Source organism: Corynebacterium sp. UD i78 (genome assembly GCF_056280545.1).
In genome coordinates, this window is the sequence record NZ_JBWCED010000001.1 from 2,196,606 (window position 1) to 2,221,889 (window position 25,284).

Genomic DNA, 25,284 nt, shown 5'->3' on the forward strand with positions numbered 1-25,284 from the left:
CCGGTACTCACTCCTCGGCGAGTGTGCGGACGACCCCGTCGTCGACGGTGACTGATCTTGCGTCACTGCGCCGCCGCCCGGGAACGTGGACGCCATGGTCACGTTCCAGTCTGGAAAGGTGGACCCCCAGCCGTTCCGGGAAGCCCGGGACAAGCGCCGACGGGTCGATGGCGATGAGCAGCATCCCGGTGGAGGGGCACTCGGATCCGTCAGTGAACGAGGGCGCGTCCAGTGACCAGGTCCCGCCGGCGAGTCCGGCGAGGACCTCGGCGGCCAGACCGATGTTACCGGTCCGGTATCCACCGTCCGGAAGAAGTGCACCAGCCAGGGCAGCGGTGACGTCCCGGGTGGGTGTTCCGGTGCCATCCACCGCCCAACCGTCCGGCAACGGCTCACCGGCGTCCGCCATCGCCTGCACCGAGACCAGTGCAGTCGGACTGACCGCCTGGTCCATGAGGAACGGCCGGTCCCCTGCCGGGGCAGCAAGCGACACCGGGTTCGTCCCGATCACCGGCGCACCGTCATCACCCAGGGCTACTGCGGCCGGGGCGTTCGCCGCAGCCAGTGCGACGTATCCCCGGTCAGCGAGCCTGGCTGTGTAGTCGCCGAGTTCCCCGCAGGTGTAGGAATTCGAGACGGCGAGTATGCCCGCCCCGTGCTCAGCCACCGCATCGAGCAGATCGGGCAGGGCATCGTCCGCGGCACGCTGGACGGTGCCACGGCAGGCGTCGACGCGGACGACCGCGCCCCGACGTTCGACAACCGGGGCCGCGGTGCCGTCGACGGCACCGCGGCGGACCGCGTCCAGATGGTCGGTGAGATGGGATGCTCCGACAGCGGAGCGTCCGCGGAGTTCGGTGCGGACGGTCGCCGCCGCCAGAGAATCAGCGGTGGCGGCGTCCGCACCTGCCCGGACAGCGGCGGCTGCACACAGTCCGTGCAGCTCCTCCGGGGTCAGGTCCATGAGGCCCCCTTTCCCCGGGATGGCCGGGACGTGGTCTGGCAGGCGATGTGATCGATGATGTCACTCCCACGGCGGGTGTCAAGGTGGTGGGAATTCAACATCGCACACCACAGATCGCTGTGATGTGTGATCACAAAACTAGTCCATGTGTGACTCCGGGCACAACGACAGATTTCCGAACATTCTCTGAGCTGGCGAGACAACAGGGCACTTGACCAGATTGTTGAGTGATGAAAACATGACCACATCCTTCCCGGCGGGTGTCACCTCCAGGACGGAGACCTCATGGACATGCTCACCCGCGTCAGCGACTGGATCTGGAATCCCCTCGCCTACGTCGCTCTCGCCGTCGGCGCCTTCTTCACGATCATCACCCGCGGCGTCCAGTTCCGCCGTCTTCCGGACATGATCCGGCAGCTCAAGGAAGGCGAATCGACCGAGGGAGGACTCACCTCCTTCCAGACACTCGCACTCACCATGTCGAGCCGCGTCGGTGTCGGCAGTATCGCCGGCGTCGCCACCGCCATCGCCATGGGCGGCCCTGGTGCACTGTTCTGGATGATCATCACCGGTCTTCTCGGATCAACCTGCGCCTACGCCGAGGCGGTCCTCGCGCAGACCTTCAAACGCCGGATCCACGGTGAAGACCGCGGTGGCATGCCCTACTACATCCGGTACGGACTGCGCGCCCCCGGACTCGCCGCCACCATCGCCTTCACCGCGATGATCGGCTACGGTTTCGTCTTCCCCGGTATCCAGGCCAACAACATCGCGTCCTCGATGGACCAGGCGTTCAGCATCCCGTCCTGGGTCACCGGCACCGTCGTCGCCGGAATCCTCGGGTTCGTCGTGGTCGGCGGGACCAAGCGCATCGTCAACGTCGCGCAGTCCGTCGTCCCCTTCATGGCCATCGGCTACCTGCTCATCGCCGGGATCATCATCTGCGCCAACATCACCGAGGTTCCCGAGGCGATCCGTGTGATCGTCATGTCGGGCATGGGCACCGACCAGCTCTTCGGCGGACTCGTCGGCTTCGCGGTCTCCTGGGGCGTGCGTCGTGCGGTGTTCGCCTCCGCCACCGGCTTCGGTGAGGGCACCTTCTCCGCCGCCGCGGCCCACACGACCCACCCGGGCAAGCAGGGCATCATCCAGGCCTTCAGCATCTACATCGACCTGTTCCTCATCTGCACCGCCACCGCGCTGATGATCGTGGTCACCGGCTCCTACAGCGTCAAGGACCCGGACTCCGGCCAGATGCTCGTCGACGGTGCCCCGGACCTCGTCGCCGGCCCGAACTACGTCCAGCAGGCCATCGACGGAACCTTCAGCGGTTTCGGCAGTATCTTCGTTGCTGTCGCCATCCTTCTGTTCGCCTTCACCTCACAGGTCTTCTTCTACTACGTCGCTACCACGAACCTCATCTTCCTGCTCGGCGAGCAGCACAACCGCATCTTCGAGGGACTCATCAAGCTCGGTGCGGTGACCATCGCCTTCATCGGTTCGGTCATCAGCGCTGATGCCATCTGGGCGGCCGGCGACATCGGCTATGCGCTGCTCGCCTGGCTCAACATGTTCGCCGTCGTACTCCTGACCAAGACGGTCCGCAAAGTCGTCGTGGACTACGAAGATCAGCGCAAGGCGGGGATCGACCCGGTGTTCTTCCCACAGAAGCTCGGGATCAGGGACGCGGACTGGTGGGAGAACGAGTTCATCGAGAAGCACCCCGAGTACGCGGAACAGGCAGCGTCCCACGCCTCGCCTGACGCACCTGCCACCACCTCGACATCCACACCTTCCGGGGACGCTGAACCCCCGCATCCGCACGGGGATGACTCTCCGGAATCCTGAGCCCCGGTATACTCGCCCCATGGCACTGACCCGTCTCGACACCGCGACCCGTGTGGGCGACATGGCTTTCGAGGCGCTGCAGTCCGCGATCACCGACGGCGAGTACGAGGCCGGGGACCGGCTGCAGATCCGCGACCTGGCGGACAAACTGGGTATCAGCGTGATGCCGGTGCGTGAAGCCATCAAGCGTCTCGAGGAGATCGGACTCGTCGAGACGAAGCCCTACCGCGGTGCGATGGTCAAGGAGTTCACGCCCGCCGAGCTGCTCAACATCTACAACGTCCGGCGGCTGCTGGAGACCGAGGCGGCACGACTGGGTGCCGTGGCAGCCTCGGAGAAGGACATCGCGGAGCTCGACCGGCTGTTCGCCGCCATGGAGGAGGCGCTCGACGAGGGGGATGTCGTGCGGTACCTGGATCTCGACGAGGAGATCCTCATGACGGTCTACGACGCCGCGGACAACCCGGTGCTCACCGAATCCATCCTGTCATTGTGGGTCCGTTGCCGCCACTACAAGATCGCCGGCGCCCGCCGGTCCATCAGCGACGGCGTCTCCCCTGAACTGCTGGTCCACCAGCGCAACCTCATCGACGCGGTCCGCCGTGGGGACTCTGCTGCCGCCGCCGAGACGACCTCGACTTCTCTCGATGACGCGCGGGCGCGTATCCGTGCCAGCCTCTCCGACGACGCCTGACGCACTTCCCGCTCGGCCACCGTCTCGCCCAGATTCACTGAACCCGCAGGTCACGCACCGTCAGGAAACTTTTCATTCGCAAGTCTTGTGTGATCTGTGATCACAAATTACTGTGGCGGGTACAACAGCGGCTGCCGTGAGTGCGAAACACCACGGAATCCCCGGTCACTGTCCAGCACACCGCACACAGACCACACTCCCCGAAGGAGGATTTCCGTGGATGACATGACAGGAACGACGGACATGAAGGATGCCGTCATCATCGGCGGCGGACTCGCCGGACTCTCCGCTGCCTGGCGACTGCGCAACTGGGACACGGTGATCCTCGAGGCGTCCCCCCGCACCGGCGGACGCATCCGCTCCGAAAAGCGCGGGGACTTCTTCCTCAACTGGGGCGGCCACGTCTTCTCCGGTCCCGGAAGCTCCACCGACGAGCTTCTCCGGGAGTCCGGCACCCGCTTCGTCGAGGTCCCCGGAAACCTCGCCGCCCTGCACATGAACGGCAAGTTCATCGACAAAGGCCTCGCCCAGACCTACCCGCTGCAGGTCCCCCTCAAGTTCAGGGACCGCATCGGGATGTTCACCTCGGGCGCCAAGGTCAGCAAGGACGTCCTGCGCTACGCCGCGGTCGTCCGCAGGCGTCCCGGTGAGTCCGGCGAAACGCGCCAGCAGCGCATCTACGACTTCGAGAACGACCGCACCTTCGCCGACTACCTCGGCGACATCTCCCCCGAGGCCGAGGCCCTGTTCACCCCGACCGTCACCCGCTCCGCCGGTGACCCCCACCAGATCTCCGCCGGTGCCGGCATCGGCTACTTCAGCCTGGTCTGGAACATCGGCCAGGGACTCAACCGATCCATCGCCGGCGGTCCCTCCACCCTCACCGGCAATCTCGCCGCCGCCCAGGCCGACCGCATCATCACCGAGGCCGACGTGCAGGAACTCACCCAGCACGACGGCTACGTCACCGTCCGCTACCTGCGCGACGGAGTGGAGCACGCGGTGAAGGCCCGCACCGCGGTCATGGCCACGCCTGCCCCGGTCACCCACCGCATCGGTGTGGACCTGCGTCCCTCCCTGCGGGACGCCCTGTCCAAGGTGCAGTACGGGGCCTAAGTCTCGGCCGCCTTCCTCACCGACGAAAAGACCCCGCAGGCGTGGGACGACTGCTACGGCATCGCCACCCCGAAGCGCTCCTTCAACATCGTGCTCAACCAGGGCAATGTCGTCCACGGCCTGTCCGATGAGCGGCGTCCCGGTGGTTCGGTCATGGTCTTCTCCCCCGCCAGCCTCGCAGACCGCCTGCTGCCACTGAGCGACGAGGAGATCACCGAGATGTACCACCGCGACCTCAACGAGGTCCTGCCGGGCTTCTCCGACATCGTCACCGAGACCCACATCCAGCGGTGGCCGCTCGGAGCCCCGTACTGCTTCCCCGGTCGGGCGAAGATCCAGGGCGAGCTCATGGCGCCGGAGGAGCGTGTCTTCCTCGCCGGAGACTACCTCGGCAACCTCTACACCGAGACCGCCATCACCTCGGCGTTCACCGCCGCCCAGCGCGCAGCGAGCATCCTCGCCACCGAGCACCAGTACGACAACACCGCCGCCGTCGGGCTCACCGACGGTGTCGCCCACGGCGAGGACGGCTGGGTCCAGCCCACCATCGACACCGCCGCCCTCGCATCCACCGCGGGCACGTCCACCCCCACCGTCGCTTCCTAGGAGGAACACCATGACCCTGAACAACACCGCCGACCTGCGCGGCGTCCTCACCGCCCTGTCCACCCCCTTCGACGCCGACGAGAACATCGACGTCGACCTGCTCAAGAAGGTCGTCGACCGGTCGATCGACAACGGTGTCGACGGCGTCGTCGCCGGCGGCTCCACCGGCGAGTTCGCGATGATGACCGACGCCGAGCGTGAGCAGCTCGTCGACACCGTCGCCGGACACACCGGGGGTCGCGTCCCGGTCATCGCCCAGACCGGTGCGACAACCACCAGACAGGCCATCCGTTTCTCGAAGGCCGCGGAGAGGTCCGGTGCCGACGTGCTCATGCTGGTCACGCCCTACTACGAGCCGCTGACCCTCACCGAGACCCTCGACTACATCCGCGAGGTGGCCTCCAACGTCGAGCTGCCGGTCATGCTCTACAACATCCCCGGCGCCACCGGCGTGAACCTCGCCGCCGACGACGCCGCTGCCCTGGCAGACGAGTTCGAGAACATCCGCTACATCAAGGACTCCTCCGCCGACTGGGAGCAGGCGCTCCAGCTCATCCACCACCACGGTCACCGGCTGGGCACCTTCATCGGCTGGGACTCCTACATCTACAGCGCCATGGTCGAAGGCGCAGCCGGTGTGATGGCGGGGGCGGCCAACGTGGTGCCGACCGAGATCGTCGAGGTCGTCCGCCTCATCGATGCCGGGAAGCTCGCCGAGGCCCTGGCAGGCTGGAATAAGGTCTACCCGGTGATCGACACGATGATCACCCAGGACTCCTTCATCTCCGCGGTGAAGTCCGGGCTGCGCCACCGGGGCCTTCCGGTGGGCGTCCCGCGTCGCCCCATGGCCGACGTCTCCGCCGAGGCGGACGCCGCCATCGGTGCGGCCGTCGCCCGACTCGCCACCGCCTGACGCCACCGCCTGACGCCACCGCCTGACGCCACTGCCTGACCGATCACCACCCGAGAACCGACAGGAGCTTTCCCATGACTGACGTCCTCCGTTCCGATTCCCCGCTCATCGGCACCGCCGACCTGCCCCCGCTGACGCACTTCATCGACGGGACGTTCCGGGACGCTGCGTCCTCCGACACCGCCACCGTGGTCAACCCCGCGACCGGCGAGGTCCTCGCCGAGGTCGCGCGTGGCACCGTCGACGAGGTCGACACCGCAGTCGCCGCCGCGTCCGCCGCGCTCCCGACCTGGCGCGAGACCACGCCGAAGGAGCGTGCGGATCTGCTCAACCGCATGGCCGACATCGTCGAGGAGAACGCCGACCTGCTGTCCCGGCTGGAGTCCGCCAACGGCGGTAAGCCGAAGGCGGTCGCCGATGACGACATCGCCGGGACCGTCGACATCCTCCGCTTCTCCGCCGGAGCCGCGCGCGCCTACACCGAGCTCGGCGCCGGCGACTACGTCACCGACCACACCTCTTTCATCCTGCGTGAGCCGCTGGGTGTGATCGGTGCGGTCGTGCCGTGGAACTACCCGCTGCTCATGGGCGCGTGGAAGTTCGCCCCGATCCTCGCCGCCGGAAACACCCTGGTGCTCAAGCCGTCGGAGCATACACCGCTGAGCATGCTCAAGTTCATCGAGCTCGTCGCCGATGTCCTGCCCGCCGGTGTCTTCAATGTCGTCACCGGGCGTGGGTCCGTGGTCGGTAACCGTCTCGCCGAGCACCCGGATGTCGCGATGATCGCGCTGACCGGCAGCGTGGGCAGCGGCCAGTCGGTCGCCACCGCTGCCGGCGACTCACTCAAGCGCGTCCACCTGGAGCTCGGCGGCAAGGCGCCGCTGGTCATCTTCGAGGACGCCGACCTGGCCGCCGCTGCGGAAGCGATCCGCGAAGCGGGCTACTGGAACTCCGGTCAGGAATGCGGTGCGGGGACCCGCGTCCTGGTCCACGAGTCCGTGGCGTCTGAGTTCGTCGACCTGCTGGTGGAGCAGGTCTCCACCTTCGTCATCGGCGATCCCGCTGCCGGTGAGTCCGTGGAGATCGGCCCGCTGGTCTCCCAGGGTCACTTCGGCCGCGTCGTCAGCTTCCTCGACCGGGCTGTCTCGGAGGGTGCGACGGCGGCCATCGGTGGTTCAGCGATCGACGGTGACGGGTTCTTCGTCGCGCCGACCGTACTCACCGGCGTGGAGCCGGGGACGGAGGCGGCGTCCGAGGAGATTTTCGGCCCGGTCGTCACCGTCGAGACCTTCTCCGACGAGGACGAGGCGATCCGCCGGGCCAATGGAACGCCGTACGGTCTGTCCGCCTCGGTGTGGACCACCGATGCCGCCCGCTCCATCGACGTCCCGCGGAAGATCGACGCCGGCACCGTGTGGGTGAACTGCCACCTGGTGCTCGCCAATGAGGTCCCGTGGGGTGGGTTCAAGGGCTCCGGCTACGGCCGCGACCTGTCGCTCTACGCGCTGCAGGACTACTCGCGGACCAAGCACGTGCAGATCAACCACGCGCGGAAGAAGTAGGCGGCGACCAGTCACGCCAGCCGCGCCGACCGGTACACAATCATGACGGATTAGCCACGCTGAGTGTCACAGCGGGGCGAATCCGTCACAGTTGCGTACAGGGACCGAGGCCGGAAACCGGTCGCTTCGCACGGGAGGAATTCCCCTCCCGCCGCGTCCTACGAGGCAGGACGCCGCACGACGCGCCACCGTCCGGTGCCCGCCGACTCCGAGACGATGGCACTGTGGCGCACCGGCTCAGGCACGGGCACGAGATCTTCCACGGTGGTGGCGACGGGTCGGGAAGGAAGGCTGAAGCGTTCGCGGAGGTGACGGGTCATGGAGTACCGGTCCCCTTTCAAGCTGTCGGTCGTGTGCGGTCTGCCGGCGCACGGCAGCGTGGATCGCCGCCCGTCAGCACCGGACACCACCGAGTATCGGACACGCCGCTGACACCACCCCTGCGGAAACCCGTGACCTACCGGCACATCCCCTGCCGGTTCACTGGCAGCGGCCCGCAGCACCCCGCAGCGCCCCGGAACATCCCCCTGACCACCGGAAACCGCAGAGTAAATTGATGACAGCCGCATATTATCTTACGTGAATGATGTTAATGTTCTGTGGACAATATGACGGAACGGACAACTACACAGAGAGAATGAGTGAGCGAGCACGAGGACTCTGACATCACTGAACCAGTCGACCGGACCGGCAAGGTCCGCCTATGCCCCGACCACTCGCGCCCCTCCTACAGCCTCTCCACCTGGGTGTCGATGCTCTTCGCCGCGGGCGTCGGCATCGACATGCTCTTCTACCCGGTCACCGACCCCGGTCACCCAGTACATGGTCGCCCCGGTCACCACCCCGGTTCCGTCCTCCGGAGGACGCCGTACCCAGTCGCAGGAGGACTACCTGCGCCTCGAGGTCTTCGACCAGACCGTCACCCGGGGCCACGACCTCAACGGTCTGACGAGGCAGCAGATCGTCGACGATGTCATCGACCGGTACGAGACACACCTCGGGTTCCTCACGGAATCGGCATCCACCGACACCCGGTCCAGGCTCACTTCCCCGGTCACGCCGGTCGCCGAACCCTCCCTCATCAAGGATGGGGAGCAGGAGGACGACAGCCGTGTGAAACGCCGAATGCCCGCATCACGCACTCTGAGGTCGTTGCGGAGGTATCTCCAGCAACCTCAGGCTGCGTGATGCGGACATTGCCGGGCCGACCGGGGGGCGAAGGAAAGGACGCCGGGCGTGGGCCGTAACTCGCAGGCGCTACACCCGCCACTCCCCGACCACGAAGGCCTGGGCGACAGGCCCGTCGTGCGACAGGCTCAGCTGCCACACCGCATGACCTGCCCCGTCTGCCCCGCCGAACCGCGCGGTCAGCGCCCCGTTCACCCGGGCCTCCAGTACAGGAGCCAGCCGGATGTACGGCCGACCCCAGCGGTCCTTGACCACCTCGATCTGCGACCAGTCCATCTGGGCACCGGGAATCTCGTCCCCGGCGTCGGCCAGCGTCCAGGCCTTGTAGAAGGCCTCCTTCGCCGCCCACCGGGCAGCGAGGTGCTGTCCGATGTTCCCACTGGTCTTCGCCAACCGGGCGCACTCACGTCGCTCCGCACCGGTGAAGGACAGCGCGAACTTCGAGCCCGGCAGGTCCAGCTGTTCGGTGAACGCGGGGATGTCGACCACGTCGACGCCCACACCCAGCACGAATCCACGTGGCACCGGATCCGCCGGCTCCACCCGACCTCGCGCGGACACGGGCCCCGCGCCGTTCACCGGGTCACTCACCGGAACAGACCGTCCTCACCGGCGCGGGTCGCCGGGTCGAGCAGCATGGCCGGCTCAGCCTCGTCGATGTCGACACCGTCAGCGAAGCGACGGTGCCCGATCTCCTCGAACAGGGCACGGTGGCCCAGCATGCCGGCCTCGCGGCGGCGGACACCGGCGCGCAGGCGCTCGGAAGCCTTCGCCTCCCAGGCCGCCGCGGCGTCCTCACCCAGCTGGGACGCCACGGCGACGCGGAACGCCTCGGGGTGGACCAGTGCGAGCAGCGCGGAGACGTGACCGAAGCCCAGGGAGGTCAGCAGACCCGCCTTCACCGTGCGCTGCAGCTGCAGCGGCTCACGCAGCCACACCAGATCCGGGGAGGACGCCATCTCCGGGTCCACGCAGTCCAGCGAGCGGTTCGCCGGGATCCGCGAGGTCCGGAACATGTCGCCCAGGCCGGCCATCTGGAAGACGGCGGCACCGCCCTTGGCGTGACCGGTCAGGGTCTTCTGCGACACGACGTACAGCGGGTTACCCGCGGTACGGCCCAGCACGGACGCCAGGCGGGTGTGCAGCTTCGACTCGTTCGGGTCGTTGGCGTTGGTGGAGGTGTCGTGCTTGGAGACGACGGTGATGTCATCGGCGGACACACCCAGCTTCGCCAGGTCGCGGGCCAGGCGGGAATTCTTCCCGCCACGGCCGGCGGCCAGCGCACCCTGTCCCGGGGCCGGGATGGAGGTGTGGGCACCGTCGGCGTAGGACGCCGCGAACCCGACCACGGACTGGACCGGCAGGCCCAGCTTCGCGGCCACGGAACCACGGGCCAGCAGGATCGTGCCACCACCCTGTGCCTCGACGAAGCCACCACGGCGACGGTCGTTGGCGCGGGAGTAGAAGCGCTCGTTGAGGCCCTTGGCGGCCATCTTGTCGGAGTCCGCGGTCGCGTTCATGTTCGCGAAGCCGGTGATGGACTCCACCGACATGTCGTCGGTCGCACCGGCGACCACGAAGTCGGCCTTGCCGAGCTGGATCTTGTCGGCACCCTCTTCGACGGAGACCGCGGCGGTCGCACAGGCACCGACCGGGTGGATCATCGCACCGTAGCCGCCCACGTAGGACTGCATGGTGTGCGCGGCGACGACGTTCGGCAGCGTCTCCTGCAGGATGTCGGACGGGATGTCCTCCTCCAGGAAGCGGTCGACGAAGAGCTTGCGCATCGAGGTCATGCCACCGAAACCGGTGCCCTGCGTCATGGCGACGTCGGACGGGTGCACGGCCTGCAGGATCTCGGCCGGGCTGAAGCCGGCGGAGAGGTAGGCGTCCACCGCGGTGACGAGGTTCCAGATCGCGATGCGGTCCACGGCCTCGATCATGGACGCCGGGATGCCCCAGCGTGCCGGATCGAAGTCGGTCGGGAACTGGCCGCCGACCTTACGGGCCAGGGTGGCCCGTCGTGGTACGCGGGTCCGGGCGCCCGGCAGACGGGTGACGGACCACTCGCCGGTCTCCTCGTCGTGGTTGGCACGCGTGAAGGTCGGGTCGGAGTCCACGAAGGACGCGGCGTCCTCGGCGGAGTCCACGGTGAAGGTGACCTCGTGGTCGAGGAAGATCTCGACCTCCTGCGGGGTGTGCAGGTCCTCGAGGGCCCCGTTCTCACCGTCGTCGACGAAGGTGCGGACACCGGCGCGGGCGGCGACCTCGTCGCGGTAGCGCGTGTAGATCTCCTCCTCGGGCACGATGTTGCCGTCGACGTCGTACCAGCCGGCGACCGGGGTATCCATCCAGGTCAGCAGGCCGGTCATCCAGGCGAGTTCCAGCACACCGGCGGCGGACAGGTCCACGGACCCGTCAGCCTGGATGCCCAGCTCGGCCTCGGCACGGGTACGTCCCGAGCCCCAGGCGCTGACCTCACCGAGGCCCACGACGACGACCATGTCCTCGAGGTCGGTGGTGACGTCACCCCACGGTGCGGCACCGAAGTCAGAGCCGACCGGCTGGGCGACACGCACCGGAGAGGGCAGGGCGTTGACCGTGACCGGGGCCTCGGCGTCCTCCTCGACCGCGGCGGCGGTGGCGAAGGCACCGTCGGCGACAGCCTGTTCACGCAGTTCGGTGAGGTTGATCTTGTCGAGCCCACCGGTCAGGTCGGCGTCGACCGGGCCGCCCAGGGCCTCGGCCCGGACCGACTCAGAGCAGAGCTTCAGTAGCTCGCCGGAGATTTCGGCGGGGCTCCACACGTGGACGCCCGCCTCGACGGCGGCGTCGACCAGCGGGTCGTTGCCGCCCATGAGGCCGGTACCGGCGACCCAGCCGATCCGCGGGTGGGCGATGGTGACACGCCCGCCCCTGCCACCCCAGGGCTCGTTGGACCACTTGTTGCAGACGGCGTCGAAGGCGGCCTTGACCTCGCCGTAGGCACCGTCGCCACCGAAGGTGCCGCGGTTCGGCGAACCCGGCAGGACGACGTGCAGGCGGTGGGCCAGGTCGGCCTCGTGGCCGATGCGGGACAGGGCGGTGAAGGACCGCTCGACACTCCACAGCAGCAGTCGGGTCTGGATCTCGGCGTTTCCGCCGGCGTCCTCCACGGTGCCGGAGACGGACGGGGCGGCGAACGGCAGGAAGAGGTCAGGGACCAGGGCGGGCTTGATGAGCTTCTGGTCGGAGCCGACGGTCTCGGTCTGCTCGGTGCCGATCCACTCCACCAGCGCGTCGATGTCGCGGTAGGAGGAGAGGTTGGCCGGCACCAGCCAGATCTTGGCGGACGCCGAGGCGTGCTCGCGGTAGAGCTTCTTGACGAACTCCAGGCGGGCGGAGTTGATGCGGGACGCGGTCATGATGACCGTCGCACCCTCGGCCAGCAGGTCGCCGACCACACCGCCGGCGATGGATGCCGGGGTGACACCGGTGACCACGGCGACCTGCCCCTCGAAGGCACCCGGCTCGGTGGATCGGGCGTCCTCGGCGATGGACCGGAAGCGGGCGGCCAGCGCGGTGTCACCGGCGGCCTCGGCGTGGGCGGCACGGAAACCGGCGTGCACGGCGACGGTCTCGCCGGTGCCCACGAAGGACACGGACTCGGCGAGTTCCTCACCGTTGGCCAGGCGGGCGACGTCCTCACGGGCGGTCGCCCAGCGGTCGTCGATGAGCAGGGTCCGGCGGGCATCGAAGGACGGCGCCACGGACGCGGGCCAGTTCGCGCCGAGCTCGGCGGAGACGGCCTCGAGGACGGCGGCGGTCTCGGCACCCTCCTCGTCGGACAGGGCGGCGGACTCGGGGACGTCGAGGTCCAGGGCGGCGAGGATGTGGCGGGCCGTGGTGGCCAGCACACCCGTCTCACCGGTGACACCTTCGGCGAAGGCGTCGAGGGCGGCGGAGTCCACGGTGCCGCCACCGCCGGCACCACCGGCGGCCGGGATGGCCACCGGGATACCGTGGGCGGCACCTGCCTGGGCGACGGCCTCGTCGATGATCGCGTTGACGTCGTTCATGGTGGTGGCAGAGGTCGCCAGGGTGGCGAGGTCACCACCACGGGAGGACGCACCCTCGCGGGACCCCAGCAGGATCTGCGCGGTGGTGTGGTCGACCCAGCCCGGACCGAGCTCCCAGGTGCCGGTGACCCGGTCGGCGATGGCCGAGGCCTTGGCACCGGCGGCACCGAAGAGCTTGCGCAGGCGGTCCTTGACGGCCTCACCCAGCACCGGCCCGAACGCGGAGTAGTTGTGGGCTGCGGCGTCGACGGTGACGGACAGGGTGTCCACGTCGGCCTCGGCAGCGCCCTCGACGGCGGACAGTCCCAGCTCAGCGGAGATGTCCATGAGCAGCTGGTTCAGACGCGAGGAGACACCGTTGGTCAGCGTACCGGTGGTGTCGGCGCCGCCGATCTGCTCCGGACGCAGCTTGTTGGCGTAGGCCAGCAGCGTCTTGATGGCGTCGGACGCCTTGTACGGCAGGTCGGCGGGACGCTCCACGGCACCGGCCGGGGCGGCCGGGGCGGTGCGCAGCTCGGCGGACTCGGTGACCGGGGCCGGCATGGACTCGGGCACGGATTCCGACGGGGCCTTGGCGGACGCCTCGGCGTGGGAGAGCACCGGGTCGCCGACCGGCACGGAGGTGGGCACAGCGTCCTCGTCCTCGTACACGGGACTGTCGATGGTCTGCTGGTCGGTGTGGTAGACGAGCTTCTCGTCGCGCTGGACGTTGCGCACGGCGACGTCGGCGGCGGAGAAACGCGGAAGCTTGAGGGTCTTGGTGGCCAGGTTCGCCAGGGTCGGCGAGGCACCGAGACCGACCTCGACGACCTCGTCGATGTCGAGACGGTCCGGGGCGAAGAGCAGGTCCTGGGTCTCGATCCAGCGGACCGGGGAGGCGAACTGCCAGCACAGCAGCTCGATGAACAGGGTGCGGGCGGTCTCCGCCTCGGCGGCGTCGTCGACGGTCGCGGCAGCCCAGTCGTCGAGCAGTGCCTGGGCGGGCTCGGAGGGGACGACGTCCAGGATGGAGCGGACGAAGTCCTCGGTGAGCTCGAACGGGCGGGCGACGAGGTTCGGGATATAGCGGCCGACGAGGATCTCGTGGTTGATGCGGGCGGGAAGCAGGCCGTCGAGCTTCTCCCGGAAGTCCGGCACACCGGGGTGCAGGACGCGGGAGTGGAAGGGCACGTCGATGCCCGGGACCATCATGAAGGAGCCCTTGCCGCCGTGCTCGGCGGTGCGCTTCGCGGCGTCCTTCTCGAGGGCGGCGAGACCGGCGACCGTCCCGGCGATGGAGTACTGCTCACCGGCGAGGTTGAAGTTCACGATCTCGAGGAACTCTCCCGAGGCCTCTGCCACACCGTTGACGTACTCGACGACATGCTCGTCGTCGACACCGAACTGGTTGGGGCGCAGGGCACCCATCCGGTAGTTCGAGCGACCGTGCTCGTCGCGCGGGATGAGGTGGTGCATGGTCGAACCGCGGTGGAAGACCACCTCGAGGACGGTCTCCAGGTCGATGGTGCCGGCGTAGGCGGACAGCGCGGTGTACTCACCGAGGGAATGTCCGGCGTAGAAGGCGTCGGCGACCAGGGCGTCCGCCTCGCGCAGGCGGGCGGTCTGTGCCAGGGCCAGGGTCGCCAGGGCGACCTGGGTGAACTGGGTGAGGTACAGGACGCCGTCCGGGTGGTGGTAGGTCACGCCCTTGGCGGTGAGCTCGGTCGGGTTGTCGCGTACGACGGTGAGGATGGAGAAGCCCAGTGCCTCACGGGTGTGCTTGTCCGCGCGCTCCCAGACAGCGGCGGTGGCCTTGGAGGCGGCACGCTCGTCGAGTCCCATGCCCTTGGCCTGGATACCCTGGCCGGGGTACACGTAGGCGATGGTCGGGGCGGCGGTGACCGCGGTGCCCTGGGAGACGAGCTCGTCGTTGATGCGGCAGGTGACGTCGAGCAGCAGTCCGCCACCGGCGACACGTCCGACGCGCTCGACCTGGATGTCCACCGGGTCGCCCAGCTGGACCAGGCCGAACATGCGGTAGGTCCAGCCGAGGATGGTGTGGCCGGAACCGGCCGCGGAGGCGGCGTGCTGGGCGGTGGCCGAGAGCCACATACCGTGGACCAGCGGTGCCTGCAGGCCGGCGACGCGGGCGGCGACGTGGCTGGTGTGGATCGGGTTGAAGTCACCGGAAACCCAGGCGAACGGAGTCATCTCGGCCGGGGCGTTGACCCGGGTGCGCAGCAGGGTGGAGCGCGGGGTGTCGGTGATCTCACGGTCGATGCCGCCGGCGGGGGCCGGATCGGCGGGCGGGGTGGTGCCGAAGGCGCGACCACGGATGGCGAAGCGCTCGGTCTGCCTGCCGAGCAGCTCACCGGCGGCGTCGAACATGTGGTGGTGCACGGTGACGACGCGGCCGGAGGAGGACTCCTCGATGCCGGCGGCCCAGCTGGTGACGGTGATCTCGCCGGTGGGGATCTCGTCGGCCGGGACCTCCAGGGCCACGGAGTGGTCCAGGTGGACGGCGTTGAGCAGACCCTCGATGACCGGGTAATCGTCGACCAGAGCAGAGCCCAGGGCGGCGTAGATGGCCGGCCAGCAGGTGCCGAGCAGGGCGTCCGGCACGATGGTGGCGCGCTCGTCGGAGCGGGAGCCGGAACCGGTCTCGGACAGGTCGGGAAGGCCTGCGCCGGTCACACCGGCGTGCTGGGAGCCGAGGCTGTCGGTGAGGTGGAAGGTGTAGTTGAACTTGCCGAAGGGGGTCTCGGCGGAATCGGAACCCTCGATCTTGGCGGGCATCCGGTCGATGACGTCGCCGGTGACGGAGGTGTTGCCCACACCGGCGGTGCCGGCGAGCAGGCCGTACATGGTCTCCGGGAGCTTCTCCTCGTCGACGACGGGCAGGGCGCCGGAGGCGACCGCGTCGGAGAGGATCAGCGGGACCGGCAGGCGGCGCACGGCGTGGACCCTGCCCTCGCCCTCGCCGGCGGGTGTGCCGTCCCAGAAGGTGTCGAGGTGCAGGTCGACGGTGACCTTCACCGGGCCGCCGTTACTGCCGTCGTCGGTGACGATCAGCTCGTACTTCTCCTCGTCGATGACATGGGCCGGGTTGTCCATGAGGTGGCCGGTCCAGGAGATGTACGGGGTGGCCTTGAGGAAGGACGCCACGTCGGCGGCGTCGGAGGTCCGGGACCACGCGGTGGCGACCTCGGCTTCATCGGCGTTGTCCAGGGAGTGACGGCCGGCGGGGGCGGAGTCGCCACCGGCGACGCGCTCACGGCAGGCGTCCTCGAAGCGGCCGAGGATGGACGCGACGGGCTCGTCGACGGTGGTGATACCGGAGACGGACACCGGGCCCGGGATGATGCGGACCTGGTCGGCGGTGTAGCGCTCGTCCTGGGCCTGCCAGAGGCAGTCCTTGCCCCACCAGGCGAGGAGGTCCTCGTCGATGGCGGGGACGAAGCCGACGGGCTTCGGGAACTTACGGCACAGCACGAGGAACCAGGCGGTGTCCAGCGGGGTCAGGGTGTCCTTCTCGGCCGCCGGGTAGGCGGCGACGAGGGTCTCGATGGCCTTCGCCGGCTCCGCGGCGTCCTGCTCGGTCGGGAAGAGGGTGACGACCTCGCCGTGGTCGGCGTCGGACAGGCGGGCCTCGACACGCTGCAGCAGGAGGTGGAAGCGGGACAGCCAGGACGGGTCGACCCACGGGAAGGACAGCTCGGCGAAACGACGGACGACCTCGGCGTAGGTCATCTCCTCCAGCTCACCGAAGTAGGGCTTGGCGGTCTTGTTCAGCGCGGCGATGATCTCGTCGCGGCGGTCGTTGACGGCCTCGAGGTTGGAGCCGATCTCCTGGATCAGGCGCATGCACTTCGCGGCGGAGTTGTCGACCTCGTGGATGTCCGCACGCAGGTGGGACAGGCCGGAGGTCGCGCCACCGGCGGAGTGGCCCGGGGCGATCCAGCCGCCGTTGGGGGCGGTCAGGGCGGAGCCGGTCTCGTCGGCGACACCGGGGGTGTCGACGAGGAGCTGCTTGATCTCCGGGGTGGTCTTGGCCTCCTTGGCGGTCATCGCCGCGGTGCCGACCATGATGCCGTCGACCGGCATGGCGGGCAGGCCGAGGGCGGTGGCCCAGGAACCGGTGAGGTAATCGGCTGCCCGCTCCGGGGTGCCGATGCCGCCGCCGACACAGAGGACGACGTTCGGCTGACGACGGATCTCAGCGTAGGTGGCGGTGAGCAGGTCGTCCAGGTTCTCCCAGGAGTGGTGACCACCGGCGTGGCCGTCCTCGACCTGGAGGATGATGCTGGTGCCGGTCTCCTCGAGCTGGCGGGCGATGCCCAGGCCGGCGCGGATCTGGGCGACGGTGCCCGGCTTCAGGGCGATGTGGGAGAAGCCGGAGTTACGCAGTGCACCGATGACCTCGGGGGCCTCGTCGGGCTCGGGGATGCCGGCGGAGATGACGACGCCGTCGAACGGTGCGCCGGACTCACGGGCCTTGGAGACCACGCGCTGGGTGCCGAAGTGGAGGTTCCACAGGTAGCGGTCCATGAACATGGCGTTGAACTGGACGGCGCGGCCCGGGTCGAGCAGACCCTTGAGCTTGGTGAGGTTACCGTCGAAGACCTCGGCGGTGACCTGTCCGCCACCGGCCATCTCGGCCCAGTAGCCGGCGTTCGCGGCGGCGGCGACGATCTCCGGGTCGACGGTGGTCGGCGTCATGCCGGCCAGCAGGATCGGGGAACGGCCGGTCAGGCGGGAGAACTTCGTCTCAACGGTGCGGCCGGTCGGCAGGTCGAGCAGGCGCGGGGCGAAGCCCGACCAGTCCACGGTGCGGGCGGGGTCCTCGCCGGGGGCGGCGAGCTCGTCGACGGCGGCCAGGGTGCCGGCGGGCACGAGGCCGGCGCCGGAGCCCTCGACGAGGTCGGCGGAGAGCTTGGAGACGGTCTCACCGGGGCCGAGGTCCAGGAACCAGGTGGTGCCGGAGGCCAGGGCGTCGACGATGCCGTCGACCCAGTCGACGTGGTCGGTGAGCACGGCGCGGGCCAGCTTCTCGGCGGCGCCGTCGGTGTTGAGACCGCAGGCGTCGGCCCAGGCGACGGTCTGGGCCACGGCAGGCTCCATCATGTCGTGGTGGAAGGGCACGGTGACGTCGAGGTACTCGCAGACCGGGGAGAGCGGGGCACCGCCGCGGGTCTTCGCGGCAAGCTCGGCGGCGTCACGGTCGGCGACGACGGCGATGGTCTTCTCGACCACGCCGAGGTCCTCCGGGGCACCGGAGAGGATGAAGCGGCGGTGGCCGTTGCGGATGGCGACCCGGACACCGGTCTCGGCACCGCCGGCTGCCTCGGCGACCTCGGCGAGGACGGCGTCGAGGGTGGCGCGGTCGAGGCCGCGGACCGAGAGCATCGGGGTGGCTTCACCGGCGGAGACACCGAGGGAGCGGGTCAGGCGGGACGCGGCGGCACCGATGAGTCGTGCGACGGCGACGACGTGGGCGGAGTCGCCGGCGCGGCCGTCGACGAGTGCGGCACCGAGGACGCCCTGGGAGTGGCCAAGGACGGAGGCCCGGTCAGCGGCGACGGCGGCGGTGGCGTCGTAGCCGGCGGCCTTCAGCGCGGCGAGCTGGCCGAACTGGGCGACGGTGATGCCCGGGACGGACAGGGCGGCGGAGACCGAACCCTTGGCACCGGTCAGGCGCTCGAGGGTCAGGGCACCGGCGGTGGCTGCGGTGACCTGCGCGGCGACCGGTGCGATGAGAGCTGCGGAGTCGTCGAGTACGCCGCGGACGGCGTCACCCAGGGACGGGTCCTCGGCGAGGTCGGTGAGCCCGGCGCGCCAGGCGGTGGCCTGTCCGCCGAACAGGAGGGTGGCCCGGTCGGCGCCCGCATCGGCGGAGCTCAGTCGGGAGAAGAAGCTGGTGTGGGTCATGATGTCCTTTGCGTAGGAGTCGGTGACGGGAAGTGTCGCTGGCTGTGGGGCTGGTACCGGACCCGTCACAGAGGCCCGTTGGAGTGGTACTTGAACCGGTTGAGGTCGCGGTGCTTGGTGCGCAGGGCACGCAGGGCGACGGCGATGGTGTCGCGGGTGTCGATCGGCTGGACGATGCCGTCGAGTTCACCCATCTCCACGGAGAAGTTCGGGTTGATGTTCTTCGCGGCGTACTCGTCGGAGAGCTGCTTGGCCACGGCGGCCTGCTCCCCCTCCGGGGCGGCCCTGATGTCACGGCGGTTGAGGATCTGGACCGCACCGTCGGCACCCATCACGGCGATCTCGGCCTTGGGCCAGGCGTAGGCGTAGTCCGCGCCGATGCCCTTGGAACCCATGACGATGTACGCTCCGCCGTACGCCTTTCGCGTGATGATGGTGATCATCGGGACGGTGGCGTTGCCGTAGGCGTAGATGACCTTGGCGCCACGGCGGATGATGCCGGCGCGCTCCTGCTCGGCGCCGGGCAGGTAGCCGGGCACGTCGACGAGGGTGATCACGGGCAGGCCGAAGGCGTCGCAGCAGCGCACGAAGCGGGCGGTCTTCTCGGAGGACTCGACGTCCAGGGTGCCGGCGTTGTGCATCGGCTGGTCGGCGACGATGCCGACGGGGCGTCCCTCGATGCAGGCGAAGCCGATGACCATGGACTTCGCCCAGTGCTCCTGGACCTCGACGAACTCGCCGTGGTCGACAATGGCCTCGATGACCTCGACGACGTCGTAGGGCATGCGGGGGTCGTCGGGGATGATGTCGCCGACGCCCATCGCGGCCTCGATGTCTTCGGGGGACGGCTGGTAGGAGTAGTTCGCCTGCTCGTCGTTGCAGTTCTGCGGGAGGTAGTCCATCAGGCTGCGGGCGTAGTCGATGGCGTCCTCCTCGTCGTCGGCGAGGTAGTGGGCCACGCCGGAGACCGAGTTGTGCATCTGGGCGCCACCGAGGTCGTCGAGGCTGATGACCTCACCGGTGACGGCCTTGACCACGTCGGGGCCGGTGACGAACATGTGGGCGTTCTCCTTCGTCATGATGACGAAGTCGGTCATGGCCGGGGAGTACACCGCACCGCCGGCGCACGGGCCGAGGATGACGGAGATCTGCGGGATGAATCCCGAGGCCTGGCAGGACGCCCGGAAGATCCGGCCGTACATGGCCAGACCACCCACACCCTCCTGGATGCGGGCTCCGCCGGAGTCGAGCAGCGCGAAGCAGGGAACGCCCTGCTGGACGGCGCGCTCGATGAGGTCGGTGATCTTCTGACCCTCGACCTTGCCGAGCGTGCCGCCGCGGATGGAGAAGTCCTGGGAGTAGACGGCTACGGGGCGACCGCCGACGGTGCCGAAACCGGTGGCGACGGCGGCGCCGAGGAAACCCTGGGCCGGGTCGCCGCCGAAGAAGCGACCGTGCTCGACAAAGGATCCCTCGTCGCAGAGCATCTCGATGCGCTCGCGGGCGGTCAGCTTGCCCTTGGCGTGCTGGAAGTTCTTCGCCTTCTCGTCGGCGGCGGCGGCCAGGGCCGCGTAGTCGACGACGGCTTTCTCGGTGCTGGATGCGGTGGTCATCTACGCCTCCTCGGTGTTCTCGGTGGTGGCATCTGCGGCGGCAGCGGCGTCACCCTCAGCGACGTCGATGTGCAGCAGCGGGGTGCCGGCCGGGACGTTCTGCCCGATCTCGACGTCGAAGGAGGTGAGCACACCGGACGCCGGGGCGTGGATGTACTTCTCCATCTTCATGGCCTCCAGGACGATGATGACGTCACCCTCGTTGACCTGGGAGCCGACTTCGGCACCGAGGCGGACGACGATGGCCTGCATCGGGGCCAGCAGGGCACCTTCGGCGTTGAGGCCTTCACCGGCGTCCGGTGCGGCGTCCTCATTCTTCTTGCGCCGTCGGGAGCCACGCAGCGGCTGAACGCGGCGGCGGGCGTTGCTGCCGATCTCGCCGAGGGAGTCGCCGATGTTGCCGAGTCCGGACTGCATCATCGAGCCGAGACCGGCGAGGGACGCGAGGCCCTCCGGCAGGGTGATCTTGTGGCGGCGGCCGTCGATCTGGGCGGTGAAGGTGCGCAGTGCGTCGGCGATGGCGTGGCCGACACCGTCCTCGTCGTCACCGGACTTCGCCTCGCCGTCCCTGCCCCCCTTCCTGCCGAGCTTGACCCACTCCCCGTCGGTGAGCTCCGGGAGGAATTTCGTCTCCAGCCAGCGGGTACGGACCTGCAGGTCACCGTGCTCGTTGGTACCGTCGAAGTCCGGGTGGGCCATGATGAGGTCCAGCAGCGGGGTGACGGTGGCGATGCCCTTGATCTCCAGCTCGTCGAGGGCGCGGCGGGCACGCTCGATGGCACGGGTGCGGGTCGGGCCGGTGACGATGAGCTTGGCGATCATCGAGTCGAACTCCGGGGAAACCTTGTCGCCGAGGCGGACGCCGGTCTCGATGCGGATGCCGTGGCCGGCGGGCCAGGTCAGTTCCTTGATCTTGCCGGCGGCCGGGGCGAGGTCGTTGGCCGGGTCCTCGGAGGTCAGGCGCAGCTCGATGGAGTGTCCACGGACCTCGGGGACCTCGGGGACGGTGCCGCCGTCGGCGATGATGAACTGGGCCTCGACGAGGTCGAGCCCGGTGACCTCCTCGGAGACGGTGTGCTCGACCTGGAGGCGCGGGTTGACCTCGAGGAAGTGGAGGTTGCCCTCGTCGGTGAGCATGAACTCACAGGTGCCGAGGCCGACGTATCCGGTGTGGTCGAACAGGGCCCTGGACCACGTGGTCAGGGTCTCGACGGCTCCCTCGGGCATGAAGGGGGCCGGGGCCTCCTCGATGACCTTCTGGTTGCGGCGCTGCACGGAGCAGTCGCGGGTGGTGACGACGGCGAAGTTGCCGTGGACGTCCCGCATGCACTGGGTCTCGATGTGGCGACCCGAGGTGATGAACTTCTCGATGAAGAATTTGCCGAGGTCACCGCCGACCATGGCGTGTCCGGCGGCGAAGTTCTTCACGTCCTGCTCGTCACGCATGACCTCGATGCCGCGTCCGCCACCTCCGTCGGAGCGCTTGAGGACGATCGGGAAACCGTGTTCGGCGATGAAGGCGTCCACCTCGGCCATGTCGGAGACCGGGTCGACGGTGCCGGGCACCGGCTCGACACCGGCGGCGATGGCGACACGGCGGGCACTGATCTTGTCACCGAGCTGGCTGATCGTGTCGGCGGCCGGGCCGAGCCAGGTCAGACCGGCGTCGGTGATGGCCTGCGCCGCTTCAGGGACCTCGGAGAGGAAGCCGTAGCCGGGGTGGACCGCGTCGGCACCGGAGCGCTTGGCGATGTCGATGATCTTGTTGACGTCGAGGTAGGTCTCCTGGAGGGTGGTGCCCTCCAGTGCGTAGGCCTCGTCGGCCAGGATGACGGCCGGGGATTCGATGTCCTGGTCGGAGTACACGGCCACGGAGTGCAGGCCGAGGTCACGGGCGGTCCGGACGACACGGGCGGCGATTTCGCCGCGGTTCGCCACGAGAATACTGGACGGCATCGGGCTCCTTTCGGGGAGGCGTCTGATCGGTAGGGATCAATCGGTGTGGATCATCTGCGCGGGACCGGTTCCCGCGCGAACGAGGACACACGCTATGCCTGCCGTCTGGCACCCCGGGTGAGTCATACCTTCGTTATAACAATTTCCACCCCCGCCTTCCGCCGTCCGGATACCCGTCCGGCCTTGACGATCGGCCCCTGTTCTTCCAGTAGGGAACGGGTTTCTTCGGGAAACGGAATCCGCACTCCACGACGTGACCCCCCACCCCCGATTACAAGTGGTCATACCACATGAATGTGATACGCGTCACTGTATCGTGACATGTTTAAAAACATACGGATGAACGAGTGTTCACACACCGTGCCCATACATGCACCACCGAGCGAGTGCCAGGTGAAGTTGACCATCGTGTTCGTGTCCGTGAGCATGCCCTTCGCGCCACCGGCGGAGATGATCCGTTCCGCCGTCGGGCAGATGCGCTTCTCGATCAGCTCGCCGTCGCCGCCGGCCGGCCGGTGCAGCTCAGCCCGACCGGACGCGGCGTCCCACCGGAAACTGCCACGGGTGTCGCTGACGCCGTAGCCGACCATCATCGTCGAGGCGATGTCCGCGCCCATGCCGGGCATGGACGTCCGGATGACCGTGTGCGCGTGGTTGACGTCGTCCGCACGCTCGACGTCGGCGACCTCGGTGCGGGTACGCAGCTCGGCCGGTCCGGTCGCCCCGGCGCGGGCGATGTAGGTGACGTCCACCGAAGTGCTTGCCGTCGGTGCAGGAAAGCGCCATCTCGCCGCGCAGTTCCCGTCGCGCGAAGTCCCGGTCGAGGCGACGGGGAAGTGGGTGTTGAAGATCTCCTTCGTCGGTTCCAGGGACATGCCCTGGTAGACCAGCGATCCGCCGCCGAGACCGGTGGAACGCATCGCCGTCATCGTCACAGAGACGACAGCCTCGAGAATGCCGACGTAGGGATCGACGGCGAGGTGCCTTCCCGAACAACTGTGGAGCGGGGCCGGAGGATCCGAGCGGACTGTCCTGGGCTGCGGCCCTGCCGGCCCGTCCGCGACCCGGGCAGCGATACCGCCCGAGATGCTGAGGGTTCTCCTGTGCAGGGGTGGAGGTGACCCTCAAGTTCATGTCACTGCAGAATCTTTACATATTCAAACAGTCATTTTCTACCGCAGACGCAGCACCGACGCGATCATCGGCAGCTGTGCCGCGACCCGGGCCCACCCACCGATCTTCATCGCGGTGGACTTGCGGTCATCGGCCTGCCAGTCGATCGCCATCTTCACGTTGCCGGGCAGGACGCCGACCAGGAAGACGGCGGCAGGCTTCGCAGCCTTCGCCCGGGTCTTCGGGTTCGCGATCGCGGCGGCCAGACCGAACTCGACCAGTGCACTCCCCCACGTCCAGAGCTTCGCCTCACCGGGCAGCTGTTCCGGGATGAGCATGTCGTAGAACCGGCGTGCCCCGAAATGGAGGACGCCGGCACCGCCGAAGACGGTGGTCCACACGGCTGCGCGTGCGACGTCGGTTCTGCTGTTCGCGTTCTCGTCTGTGCCCATGTCCTCAGTCATACCGTCCACGAGACCACGGCCAGCGGCGTTCCCGGGGAAATGTCGCGGATCTCACCCATTCCCGCGCGGTGCGGGACCAGCAGATCGGCGGTGTCGTCGAGCAGTACCGCAGCCAGTGCGTTGTCGACCGGCATCATCGCGTCCACGACGGTGACCTGCAGGCGTCCTGCGGCGGGACTGTCCCGGTCGACCATGAGGTTCACCGCCCAGGTCGGACGGGGAAGGCTGGTGAGGACGGCGTCCGCCCCACCGTCGAAGGCGAAAGGGGTGTGGGCGGGGATGCGGTACGGCGTGCCGTCGACGGTGAGCTCGATGTCCGCGAGTGGGGTGTGGATCCGGTCCATCCCGGGCAGCGGGGAGAACGGGCCCTCCTCGTTGAGGGACGCCACGCTCAGCCGCCACCATCCGTCGACCGGGAAGAAGCGGCTGTAGTACGCGGCGGACTCGTCCGGGGAGATCAGCTCCACGGTGGTGCCGCGGCCGTTGGCCCAGGGCTGTGCGGTCAGGTCACTGGTGCGGCGCAGGGTGCGCCATGTGGTGGTTCCGGTGGTGGTCACGTGGTTCAGTCTGCCCGTGTTGCGGCTGGTTCGCAGCGCGGGCGAGGCGGGGACGCCCAGGCGTCACCCCAGCGGTGTGCGGCCCTCGAAGGCGCGGGAGAGCGTCAGCTCGTCGACGAACTCGAGGTCACCGCCCATCGGGATGCCCGAGGCCAGCCGGGAGACCGTCAGCCCGGGGAAGTCCTTGAGCAGGCGTCCCAGGTAGGACGCCGTGGCCTCACCCTCCGTGTTCGGGTCCGTGGCGATGATGACCTCGGTGATGTCCGGGGCGTCCGGCAGGGTACCGTCGGCGGCCGGGACGTCGTCGACACGGCCACCGATGCGCTGCACCAGGGCGGTGACGTTGAGTTCCTTCGGCCCCACACCGTTGAGCGGATCGAGTGCCCCACCGAGGACGTGGTAGCGCCCCTTGTACTCACCGGTGCGCTCGATGACCTGGATGTCCTTGGACTCCTCGACGACGCAGACGAGCGTGGCGTCCCGCGAGGAGTCCGCGCAGATGCGGCAGACGTCCTCGGAGGAGATGTTGTGGCAGATGCGGCAGAAGTGTACGCCCTGCTGCAGGCGCGTCAGGGCGCCTGCGAGACGCTCAACGTCCGTCGATTCCGCCTGCAGCAGGTGGAAGGCGATGCGCTGCGCACTTTTCGGGCCCACCCCGGGCAGCCGGGAGAACTCGTCGATGACGTCCTGGAGTGGACCTTCGAACAACTCAGTGGCTCCTGAAC

Annotated in this window: 15 protein-coding genes and 2 pseudogenes; 7 read left to right on the plus strand and 10 right to left on the minus strand. The window is 68.6% G+C overall.

The window, feature by feature from the left end:
• Positions 1–7: 7 nt before the first annotated feature.
• Entirely contained in the window at positions 8–964 is a 957-nt protein-coding gene (locus ACZ9GM_RS10335; RefSeq protein WP_291474685.1) for an Ldh family oxidoreductase, read from the minus strand.
• Positions 965–1,249: 285 nt separating this feature from the next.
• On the opposite strand from ACZ9GM_RS10335, the gene ACZ9GM_RS10340 reads away from it, so the two are divergent.
• From ACZ9GM_RS10340 to ACZ9GM_RS10360, 5 genes and pseudogenes are all read left to right on the plus strand, one after another.
• Entirely contained in the window at positions 1,250–2,812 is a 1,563-nt protein-coding gene (locus tag ACZ9GM_RS10340; RefSeq protein WP_291474683.1) for an alanine/glycine:cation symporter family protein, read from the plus strand.
• Positions 2,813–2,831: 19 nt separating this feature from the next.
• Positions 2,832–3,506, plus strand: coding sequence for a GntR family transcriptional regulator (locus tag ACZ9GM_RS10345; protein ID WP_291474681.1), 675 nt, complete (start codon positions 2,832–2,834; stop codon positions 3,504–3,506).
• A 243-nt stretch (positions 3,507–3,749) separates the two neighbouring features.
• A pseudogene (locus ACZ9GM_RS10350) lies at positions 3,750–5,228 on the plus strand (protoporphyrinogen/coproporphyrinogen oxidase).
• Positions 5,229–5,238: 10 nt separating this feature from the next.
• The gene (locus tag ACZ9GM_RS10355) at positions 5,239–6,141 is read left to right on the plus strand and encodes a dihydrodipicolinate synthase family protein (protein WP_476037786.1); all 903 of its coding nucleotides are present in this window, start codon (positions 5,239–5,241) and stop codon (positions 6,139–6,141) included.
• 74 nt (positions 6,142–6,215) lie between these two features.
• Positions 6,216–7,703: an aldehyde dehydrogenase family protein gene (locus tag ACZ9GM_RS10360; RefSeq protein WP_291474680.1), complete on the plus strand. Its 1,488-nt coding sequence runs from the start codon at positions 6,216–6,218 to the stop codon at positions 7,701–7,703.
• A gap of 158 nt (positions 7,704–7,861) precedes the next feature.
• On the opposite strand, the gene ACZ9GM_RS10365 is transcribed toward ACZ9GM_RS10360, so the two are convergent.
• Positions 7,862–8,023: a hypothetical protein gene (locus ACZ9GM_RS10365; protein ID WP_291474679.1), complete on the minus strand. Its 162-nt coding sequence runs from the start codon at positions 8,021–8,023 to the stop codon at positions 7,862–7,864.
• A 321-nt stretch (positions 8,024–8,344) separates the two neighbouring features.
• Between ACZ9GM_RS10365 and ACZ9GM_RS10370 the strand changes: the two are divergent.
• Positions 8,345–8,467: pseudogene (locus ACZ9GM_RS10370) on the plus strand (hypothetical protein); the annotation flags it as partial.
• Between the two features lie 58 nt (positions 8,468–8,525).
• Positions 8,526–8,891 carry a hypothetical protein gene (locus ACZ9GM_RS10375; RefSeq protein ID WP_291474678.1) on the plus strand — a complete coding sequence of 122 codons (366 nt, stop codon included), beginning with the start codon at positions 8,526–8,528 and terminating at the stop codon, positions 8,889–8,891.
• Between the two features lie 69 nt (positions 8,892–8,960).
• Here ACZ9GM_RS10375 and ACZ9GM_RS10380 read toward each other — a convergent pair whose 3' ends face one another.
• The 8 genes from ACZ9GM_RS10380 to recR form a co-directional block, all read right to left on the minus strand.
• A complete protein-coding gene (locus ACZ9GM_RS10380) occupies positions 8,961–9,482 on the minus strand; it encodes a holo-ACP synthase (protein ID WP_291474677.1) in 522 nt (173 codons plus the stop codon).
• Entirely contained in the window at positions 9,479–18,856 is a 9,378-nt protein-coding gene (locus ACZ9GM_RS10385) for a fatty acid synthase subunit beta domain-containing protein (RefSeq protein WP_476037787.1), read from the minus strand. Before ACZ9GM_RS10385 ends, ACZ9GM_RS10380 begins: the two co-directional genes overlap by 4 nt.
• A 65-nt stretch (positions 18,857–18,921) precedes the next feature.
• Positions 18,922–20,469: an acyl-CoA carboxylase subunit beta gene (locus tag ACZ9GM_RS10390; RefSeq protein ID WP_291474675.1), complete on the minus strand. Its 1,548-nt coding sequence runs from the start codon at positions 20,467–20,469 to the stop codon at positions 18,922–18,924.
• Positions 20,470–22,425: an acetyl/propionyl/methylcrotonyl-CoA carboxylase subunit alpha gene (locus ACZ9GM_RS10395; RefSeq protein ID WP_291474674.1), complete on the minus strand. Its 1,956-nt coding sequence runs from the start codon at positions 22,423–22,425 to the stop codon at positions 20,470–20,472.
• A gap of 281 nt (positions 22,426–22,706) precedes the next feature.
• Complete coding sequence (locus tag ACZ9GM_RS10400) at positions 22,707–23,345, minus strand: hypothetical protein (protein WP_291474673.1); 639 nt, start codon at positions 23,343–23,345, stop codon at positions 22,707–22,709.
• Positions 23,346–23,597: 252 nt separating this feature from the next.
• Positions 23,598–24,002 (minus strand): hypothetical protein, encoded by a 405-nt coding sequence (locus ACZ9GM_RS10405; RefSeq protein WP_291474672.1) that lies wholly within the window; start codon positions 24,000–24,002, stop codon positions 23,598–23,600.
• Positions 23,999–24,559, minus strand: coding sequence for a HutD family protein (locus ACZ9GM_RS10410; RefSeq protein ID WP_291474671.1), 561 nt, complete (start codon positions 24,557–24,559; stop codon positions 23,999–24,001). Before ACZ9GM_RS10410 ends, ACZ9GM_RS10405 begins: the two co-directional genes overlap by 4 nt.
• A 63-nt stretch (positions 24,560–24,622) precedes the next feature.
• On the minus strand, positions 24,623–25,267 hold the full coding sequence (gene recR / locus ACZ9GM_RS10415) for a recombination mediator RecR (protein ID WP_291474670.1): 645 nt from the start codon (positions 25,265–25,267) through the stop codon (positions 24,623–24,625).
• Between the last annotated feature and the right edge of the window lie 17 nt (positions 25,268–25,284).

Bases quoted from the DNA above. Each gene is read 5' to 3' on its own strand.
- ACZ9GM_RS10385 (WP_476037787.1), bottom strand. From the start codon at position 18,856: ATGACCCACACCAGCTTCTTCTCCCGACTGAGCTCCGCCGATGCGGGC.
- ACZ9GM_RS10390 (WP_291474675.1), bottom strand. From the start codon at position 20,469: ATGACCACCGCATCCAGCACCGAGAAAGCCGTCGTCGACTACGCGGCC.
- ACZ9GM_RS10365 (WP_291474679.1), bottom strand. From the start codon at position 8,023: ATGACCCGTCACCTCCGCGAACGCTTCAGCCTTCCTTCCCGACCCGTC.
- ACZ9GM_RS10335 (WP_291474685.1), bottom strand. From the start codon at position 964: ATGGACCTGACCCCGGAGGAGCTGCACGGACTGTGTGCAGCCGCCGCT.
- ACZ9GM_RS10340 (WP_291474683.1), top strand. From the start codon at position 1,250: ATGGACATGCTCACCCGCGTCAGCGACTGGATCTGGAATCCCCTCGCC.
- ACZ9GM_RS10405 (WP_291474672.1), bottom strand. From the start codon at position 24,002: ATGACTGAGGACATGGGCACAGACGAGAACGCGAACAGCAGAACCGAC.
- ACZ9GM_RS10345 (WP_291474681.1), top strand. From the start codon at position 2,832: ATGGCACTGACCCGTCTCGACACCGCGACCCGTGTGGGCGACATGGCT.
- ACZ9GM_RS10400 (WP_291474673.1), bottom strand. From the start codon at position 23,345: ATGCGTTCCACCGGTCTCGGCGGCGGATCGCTGGTCTACCAGGGCATG.
- ACZ9GM_RS10355 (WP_476037786.1), top strand. From the start codon at position 5,239: ATGACCCTGAACAACACCGCCGACCTGCGCGGCGTCCTCACCGCCCTG.
- ACZ9GM_RS10395 (WP_291474674.1), bottom strand. From the start codon at position 22,425: ATGCCGTCCAGTATTCTCGTGGCGAACCGCGGCGAAATCGCCGCCCGT.
- ACZ9GM_RS10360 (WP_291474680.1), top strand. From the start codon at position 6,216: ATGACTGACGTCCTCCGTTCCGATTCCCCGCTCATCGGCACCGCCGAC.
- ACZ9GM_RS10375 (WP_291474678.1), top strand. From the start codon at position 8,526: ATGGTCGCCCCGGTCACCACCCCGGTTCCGTCCTCCGGAGGACGCCGT.